General features: G+C 59.3%; 5 protein-coding genes. 2 read left to right on the forward strand and 3 right to left on the reverse strand.

The window, feature by feature from the left end; translation table 11 throughout:
* Positions 1 to 70: 70 nt before the first annotated feature.
* The 3 genes from NW815_RS02165 to psaA form a co-directional block, all read right to left on the reverse strand.
* Positions 71 to 652, reverse strand: a complete 582-nt coding sequence (locus NW815_RS02165) for a Uma2 family endonuclease (RefSeq protein ID WP_414388189.1) — start codon at positions 650 to 652, stop codon at positions 71 to 73.
* Positions 653 to 759: 107 nt separating this feature from the next.
* Positions 760 to 2,994: a photosystem I core protein PsaB gene (gene psaB / locus NW815_RS02170; protein WP_414332634.1), complete on the reverse strand. Its 2,235-nt coding sequence runs from the start codon at positions 2,992 to 2,994 to the stop codon at positions 760 to 762.
* Positions 2,995 to 3,015: 21 nt separating this feature from the next.
* A complete protein-coding gene (gene psaA / locus NW815_RS02175; protein WP_414388191.1) occupies positions 3,016 to 5,283 on the reverse strand; it encodes a photosystem I core protein PsaA in 2,268 nt (755 codons plus the stop codon).
* Between the two features lie 327 nt (positions 5,284 to 5,610).
* Between psaA and ureC the strand changes: the two genes are divergently transcribed.
* Both ureC and NW815_RS02185 read left to right on the forward strand, forming a co-directional pair.
* A complete protein-coding gene (gene ureC, locus NW815_RS02180) occupies positions 5,611 to 7,329 on the forward strand; it encodes an urease subunit alpha (RefSeq protein WP_414388193.1) in 1,719 nt (572 codons plus the stop codon).
* Between the two features lie 50 nt (positions 7,330 to 7,379).
* The coding region (locus NW815_RS02185; protein ID WP_414415666.1) for an ATP-binding cassette domain-containing protein at positions 7,380 to 7,676 on the forward strand (297 nt) is incomplete at its 3' end.

Here is a 7,676-nt window from a genome sequence, read left to right on the forward strand (position 1 = left end):
CCAGCGTATCATTGACTAGAGTCATGCTCCTGCCAGCCAAGATTCGATCTGCCGGCAAGGGATCCCTGCCTTAACCGATGGAAAAAACCTGATCCAGACTCAACTCTCCAGCCAGGATCCCAGGGATCCCAACTTTCTCCTTGGGGGTGTAAGCCTCTCTTTTTTGGTAAACTCCCGACTCTATTGGCAAGCTGTACGTCTCTAGGCAGTTCTCTTGCAAGTTCAAGATCCAGTAGTTGGGGATCCCGGCTTTGGCGTAGAGTCCGAGTTTGACTTCCCGATCATAGGTAAGGGAAGAATCAGCCACTTCGATGATGAGATAGATGTCTTCGGGCTGAGGATGCCGAGAGCGGTACTCATCCTGCTGAAAGCGCACAATGGCAAAGTCGGGCTCTGGCTCGTGATTGGGGGGCAGTTGCACCGGATCCTGGGTGCGCACAATAGCTTGCTCCTGCACAAGGCCCACCAACAGTCGGTACAGGCGGCTACAGTAGGCGGCGTGCCTCTCCCCTTTCGTCATCTTTTGAACCAGGAGCCCGTCAATCAGCTCCAACTGATTGGGCTCTTCAATCTGTCCAGACTCAATCAGTCGATGAAACTCCTCAAAGGTATATCGCCTGATATAGGGATCCAATCGGGCGGCTAGAGTCATCGACCAAACTCATCAGACCCTAAACTTCATATCACCACTCTACCAACTCACAAAAAAGGGATCCCTGGACCAGCCGAGGGATCCCTATTCAGCAGGTTATGGGCTTGCTACCCCGACTGAGAGGCTGTCGAGGCGATAACAAAGGCCGCGTAGGTCAACACGTAACCCACCGTGAAGTGGGCCAGACCCACCAGACGACCTTGGACAATCGACATGGCCACCGGCTTGTCTTTCCAGCGGATCAGCTTGGCCAAGGGAGTGCGCTCATGCGCCCACACCAAGGTCTCGATCAGCTCTTGCCAGTAGCCGCGCCAGGAGATCAGGAACATGAACCCGGTTGCCCACACCAGGTGGCCGAACAGGAACATCCAGGCCCAAACCGCCAGGTTATTCATCCCGTAGGGGTTGTAGCCGTTGATCAACTGGGCGGAGTTGGCCCAGAGGTAGTCCCGCAGCCAGCCCATCAGGTAGGTGGAGTTCTCATTGAACTGGGCGGTGTTGCCGCTCCAAACCCCAAGCTGCTTCCAGTGCCAGTAGAAGGTAACCCAGCCGATGGTGTTCAGCATCCAGAACATGGCCAGGTAGAAGGCATCCCAGGCAGAGATGTCGCAGGTGCCGCCCCGACCCGGGCCGTCGCAGGGGAAGCTGTAGCCAAAGTCCTTCTTGTCCGGCATCAGCTTAGAGCCGCGAGCATCCAACGCACCTTTCACCAGGATCAAGGTGGTGGTGTGCAGGCCCAGGGCAATGGCGTGGTGCACCAGGAAGTCACCCGGGCCAATGGGCAGGAACAGGGATCCATTGGGATCGTTGATGGCCTGCAGCCAGCCCGGCAGCCACACGTTGCCGTAGTTGGGCCAAGCGGTAGAAGCAAGGCTGTCGGGGTTGGACAACAACACATCCATGCCGTAGATCATCTTGCCGTGAGAGGCCTGGATGAACTGAGCAAACACCGGCTCGATCAAGATCTGCTTCTCCGGCGTGCCAAAGGCCTGCATGACGTCGTTGTGGACGTACAGCCCCAGGGTGTGGAAGCCCAGGAACAGCGATACCCAGCTGAGGTGGGAGATAATCGCTTCCTTGTGATCCAGCACCCGCGCCAGCACGTTGTTCTTGTTGGCCTCAGGATCGTAGTCCCGCACCAGGAAGATGGCCCCGTGGGCAAACGCCCCCACCATCAAGAAGCCAGCAATGTACTGGTGATGGGTGTAAAGAGCCGCCTCCGTGGTGTGATCCATGGACATGAACACGTAGGGGTTAAGGGCGTACATGTGCTGCGCCACCAGCGAGGTCACCACCCCCAGACAGGCCAAGGCCAGAGCTAACTGGAAGTGCAGGGAGTTGTTGACCGTGTCGTAGAGACCTTTGTGGCCTTCTCCCAGCAGGCCTCCGAAGGGAGTGCCCTTGGGGGGATTGTGGGCGCCAAGGATCTCCCGGATGCTATGGCCAATGCCCCAGTTGGTGCGGTACATGTGGCCGGCCACGATGAAGATCACCGCGATGGCCAGGTGGTGGTGGGCCATGTCCGTCAGCCACAGGGACTGGGTGTTGGGGTTAAAGCCACCCAAGAAAGTGAGGATGGCCGTGCCCGCCCCTTCTGCCGTGCCCCAGACATGGTTGGCCGTGTCCGGGTTCTGGGCATACACCCCCCAGTTGAGGGTAAAGAAGGGCTTCAGACCTGCCGGGTGGGGCAGAGTGGTGAGGAAGTTGTCCCAGCCTACGTGCTGCCCGCGGGACTCGGGGATGGCGACGTGTACCAGGTGACCAGTCCAAGCCAGGGAACTGACCCCAAACAAGCCGGCCAGGTGGTGGTTGAGACGGGCTTCAGCGTTCTTGAACCAGCTCAGGCTAGGCCGGAAGCGGGGCTGCAGGTGCAGCCAGCCGGCAAACAGAAACACTGCCGCCAACAACAACAGGCCAATGGCACCGGTGTAGAGATCGCCGTTGGTGCGCAGGCCAATGGTGTTGAACCAATAGTACAGGCCAGAGTAGGCCGCGTTGACGGGGCCGCCGCCCCCCGGTTGGGTAAAGGCTTCCACCGCTGCCTTGCCAAAGTGGGGATCCCAGATGGCGTGGGCGATGGGGGTGACACCCGTGGGGTTGGCTACCCATTGCTCATAGTTGCCTTGCCAGGCGATGTGGAAGACGTTGCCGGAGGCCCACAGGAAGATGATTGCCAGATGGCCAAAGTGGGTGGCGAACAGCTTTTGGTAAAGCCGCTCCTCCGTCATGCCATCGTGGGTCTCGAAGTCGTGGGCGGTGGCAATGCCATACCACAGCCGACGCGTGGTGGGATCGCTGGCCAGGTCTTGGCTGAATTGGGGAAAACGAGTTGCAGTTGTCATGATTCTCTCTTCCTCCTTGCCTTAGCCGAGTGCGCCGAACCGTGCCAGGAAGAACGCCCAGGTGGTGACGATCCCTCCCAACAGGTAGTGGGCCACACCGACCGCCCGACCCTGAATGATGCTCAGAGCGCGGGGTTGAATGGCCGGAGCGACTTTTAGCTTGTTGTGGGCCCAAACGATGGACTCAATCAGCTCCTGCCAGTAGCCGCGACCGCTGAACAGGAACATCAGGCTGAAGGCCCAGACAAAGTGAGCGCCCAAGAAGAGCAGCCCATAAGCCGACAGAGCCGAGCCGTAGGAGTTGATCACCTGCACCGATTGCGCCCACAGGAAGTCCCGCAACCAGCCGTTGATGTTGACGGCGCTGGCCGCAAAGTTGCCGCCGGTGATGTGCTCAATGGTGCCATCGGCGTTGACGGTGCCCCAGATGTCGCTCTGCATCTTCCAGCTGAAGTGGAAGATCACGATGGAGATGCAGTTGTACATCCAGAACAGCCCCAGGAACACGTGATCCCAGCCGGAGACCTGGCAGGTGCCGCCGCGGCCCGGGCCATCGCAGGGGAAGCGGAAGCCCAATTTGCCTTTGTCCGGGATCAACCGGGAAGAGCGGGCAAACAACACCCCCTTGAGCAGGATCAGCACCGTAATGTGGATGGTCATGGCGTGGATGTGGTGCACCATGAAGTCCGCCGTGCCCAGCACCATCGGCATCATGGAGACCTTGCCGCCCACAGCTACCACGTCGCCGCCAAAGATGGGGCTAACCGAAGCGCCCACATAGGGAGCGGTGCTGGCAATGGCCGAAGTGTGCAGCGACTGGATCCACTGGGCAAAGATGGGCTGCAGTTGGATGCCGGTGTCCGAGAACATGTCCTGCGGACGGCCCAGGGCTTGCATCGTGTCGTTGTGGACGTAGAAGCCAAAGGCGTGGAAGCCCAAGAACAGACACACCCAGTTGAGGTGGCTGATGATGGCGTCGCGGTGGCGCAATACCCGATCCAACACGTTGTTGCGGTTCACCGCCGGGTCGTAGTCCCGCACCATGTAAATGGCCCCGTGGGCAGCACCCCCCACCACGAAGAAGCCGCCTATCCACATGTGGTGGGTAAACAGGGAGATCTGGGTGGCGTAGTCGATGCCCATGTAGGGGTAGGGGTTCATGGCGTACATGTGCTGCGCCACGATGATGCTCAGGGATCCCACCATGGCCAGGTTGATGGCCAGTTGGGCATGCCAGGAGGTGGTGAGCACTTCGTACAGACCTTTGTGGCCTTCGCCGGTGAAGGGGCCTTTGTGGGCTTCCAGGATCTCTTTAATGGAGTGGCCGATGCCCCAGTTGGTGCGGTACATGTGCCCGGCCACGATGAAGAGCACGGCAATGGCCAAGTGGTGGTGGGCTTGGTCGGTCAGCCAGAGGGCACCGTTCTGCGGATCCAGGCCACCCTTGAAGGTGAGGAACTCCGCGTATTTGCCCCAATCCAAGGTAAAGAAGGGCACCACCCCGCTGAAGATGCCCCAATCCACGCTGGGGAACATCTCCTTCATCAAGGCGGGCTTGAGGATGAACTCGTGGGGCAAAGGCACCTGGTCAGCCGGCACGCCCGCATCCAACATCTTGTTGATGGGAATGGCCACGTGGATTTGGTGGCCAGCCCAGGCCAAAGAACCCAGCCCCAGCAGGCCCGCTAGGTGGTGGTTGAGCATCGATTCCACATTTTGGAACCACTCCAGCTTGGGAGCCCGCTTGTGGTAGTGGAACCAGCCGGCAAACAGGCACAACCCGGCCATCACCAAGCCACCGATGGCGGTGCAGAGGAGTTGAAACTCATTGGTGATGCCGGCAGCTCGCCAGAGGTGAAATAGACCAGAAGTAATGCGGATCCCTTCGAAGCCGCCGCCCACATCCCCATTCAGGATCTCTTGGCCGAAGATGGGCCAGACCACTTGGGCGCTGGGCTTGACGTTGATCGGATCCGCCAGCCAAGCAGAATAGTTGGAGAACTGAGCTCCGTGGTAGTACATGCCGCTCAGCCAGACGAAAACCACTGCCAAGTGGCCGAAGTGAGCGGAAAAGATCTTACGAGAGACGTCTTCTAAGTCGCTGGTGTGACTGTCGAAGTCATGAGCAAGAGCATGGAGGTTCCAGATCCAGGTCGTGGTCTTGGGGCCACGGGATAGGCTGCGGTCGAAGTGCCCCGGCTTGGCCCATTTCTCAAATGAGGTGGGAACCGGATCCACGTCAACCGACACCTTGACCTTCGGCTCTCGCTCCTTTGGCGTAGTTGTCATCAAGAACTCCTCTCTTGCGACAAGGAACGAAGCATCCCTACCCCTTGGCAGAAGATTCCCCCAGGGCAGGACTTACCTGGCATTATAGGTCAGGGTTTGTGAGCCCTCAGTTGCTTCACAATAATTAAACGAGGGATCCCTTGTCCCATCGAGGCTGGAGTCGATTGGCAATTGTTTTTTCGATCATAGATGTAAATATATGTAACGAATTTTCAGTCGACCCAATGGGTTCTAATGAAGGGTTGAAACCAGACAACAAGCAGCAAGGGATCCCCTGGGTGGGGATGTGTGGTAAAACCCTGGCAGCCCTTTTGCAGATACCACCCTATGACCCTAGAGATTCCCCGTCGCCAATACGTCAGCAACTACGGCCCCACCGTAGGGGATCGGGTGCGCCTGGCGGATACCGAACTGATCATCGAGGTGGAGGAGGATTTCACCACCTACGGCGAGGAGATTAAGTTTGGGGGCGGCAAAACCATCCGCGATGGCATGGGGCAATCGCCGACGGCCACCCGCGCCAACGGGGCCTTGGATCTGGTGATCACCAACGCCCTGATCCTGGACTGGTGGGGCATTGTCAAGGCGGATGTGGGCATTCGCGATGGCTACATTGTCGGCATCGGCAAGGCCGGCAACCCCAACATCCAAGCGGGGGTGACGCCGGGCATGGTGGTTGGCCCCAGCACTGAGGTGATTGCCGGGGAAAACCTGATCCTGACAGCGGGCGGGATCGATGCCCATGTGCATTTCATCTGTCCGCAGCTGTGCGAGTTTGCCATCGCCTCGGGAGTGACCACCCTTTTGGGGGGCGGAACTGGGCCGGCCACAGGCAGCAACGCCACCACCTGCACCCCTGGAGCTTGGAACTTGGGCAAGATGTTGCAGGCGGCGGAGGGGTTCCCCGTCAATTTGGGCTTCTTTGGCAAGGGAAACGCGGCTTTTCCCGCAGCTTTGCGGGAACAGGTGGAAGCGGGGGCCTGCGGCCTCAAGATCCATGAAGATTGGGGATCCACGCCGGCGGTGATCGACAGCTGTTTGCAAGTCTCGGATGAGTACGACATCCAAACCCTCATCCACACCGATACTTTAAATGAATCGGCTTTTGTGGAAGATACCATCGCCGCCATCAATGGCCGCACCATTCACACCTTCCACACCGAAGGGGCCGGGGGTGGGCATGCCCCCGACATCATCCGCATTGCCTCCGAGCCCAACGTGCTGCCCAGCTCCACCAATCCCACCCGCCCCTTTACCCGCAACACCATCGAAGAGCATCTGGACATGCTGATGGTGTGTCACCACCTGAGCAAGAATGTGCCGGAGGATATTGCTTTTGCCGAAAGCCGCATTCGCCCCCAAACCATCGCCGCCGAGGACATCTTGCATGACATGGGGGTGTTCAGCATCATCTCTTCCGACTCGCAGGCCATGGGCCGGGTGGGGGAGGCGATCATCCGCACTTGGCAGACAGCTCACAAGATGAAGGTGCAGCGGGGGCCTTTGCCGCAAGACAGCAGCCGCAACGACAACTTCCGGGCCAAGCGTTACGTAGCCAAGTACACCATCTGCCCTGCCATCGCCCAGGGCCTCAGCCACGTCATCGGGTCGGTGGAGGTGGGAAAACTGGCGGATCTGTGTCTGTGGAAGCCGGCCTTTTTCGGGGTTAAGCCGGAAATCGTCCTGAAGGGGGGCCTGATTGCCTACGCCCAAATGGGGGATCCCAATGCTTCCATTCCGACCCCGCAGCCGGTGTACCCCCGCCCCATGTTCGGCAGCTTTGGCCGCGCCTTGACCGAGACCAGCCTGCTCTTTGTCTCCCAGGCTGCCCTAGACCTGGGGATCCCGGAAAAACTGGGGATCCAGCGCCGGGCCGTAGCGGTGAAAAATTGCCGCGAGATCGGCAAAGCGGATTTGAAACTTAACACCGCCACTCCCCGCATTGAGGTGAACCCAGAGACCTATGAAGTGCGGGCCGATGGAGAGCTGCTCACCTGCGAGCCGGCAGAGGTGCTGCCCATGGCACAACGGTACTTTCTGTTCTAATTTTGGGAGAGTTTGAGAGCTCTATTGAGCGTTTGATCGGTAACCCAAGCATGGGCCACCTCGTTCTTCGCCATCTCAGCAAGCGCTTCCACAAGCGAGGGATCCCTGTCCTCAGGGATTTGTCTTTGAGCGTGGAGGCAGGGGAGATCTTCGCCCTGCTGGGGCCGTCGGGCTGCGGCAAGTCCACCACCCTCAATCTCATCGCCGGCCTGCTGGAACCGGATCCCTTGCCCTATCCGGGGGAAATTTGGCTGGACGGGATCCCCCTCAACCCTCTGCCGCCGGAACGGCGCGGCGTGACTTTGCTGTCCCAACATAGCCGCCTGTTTCCCCACCTGAGCGTGGGG

The organism is Synechococcus sp. R6-7, from assembly GCF_047461695.1.
Lineage (GTDB): Bacteria > Cyanobacteriota > Cyanobacteriia > Thermostichales > Thermostichaceae > Thermostichus.

Excerpts from the sequence above, each read along its gene's own strand:
- NW815_RS02165 (WP_414388189.1), bottom strand. The coding sequence starts at position 652 with ATGACTCTAGCCGCCCGATTGGATCCCTATATCAGGCGATATACCTTT.
- psaB (WP_414332634.1), bottom strand. The coding sequence starts at position 2,994 with ATGACAACTGCAACTCGTTTTCCCCAATTCAGCCAAGACCTGGCCAGC.
- psaA (WP_414388191.1), bottom strand. The coding sequence starts at position 5,283 with ATGACAACTACGCCAAAGGAGCGAGAGCCGAAGGTCAAGGTGTCGGTT.
- ureC (WP_414388193.1), top strand. The coding sequence starts at position 5,611 with ATGACCCTAGAGATTCCCCGTCGCCAATACGTCAGCAACTACGGCCCC.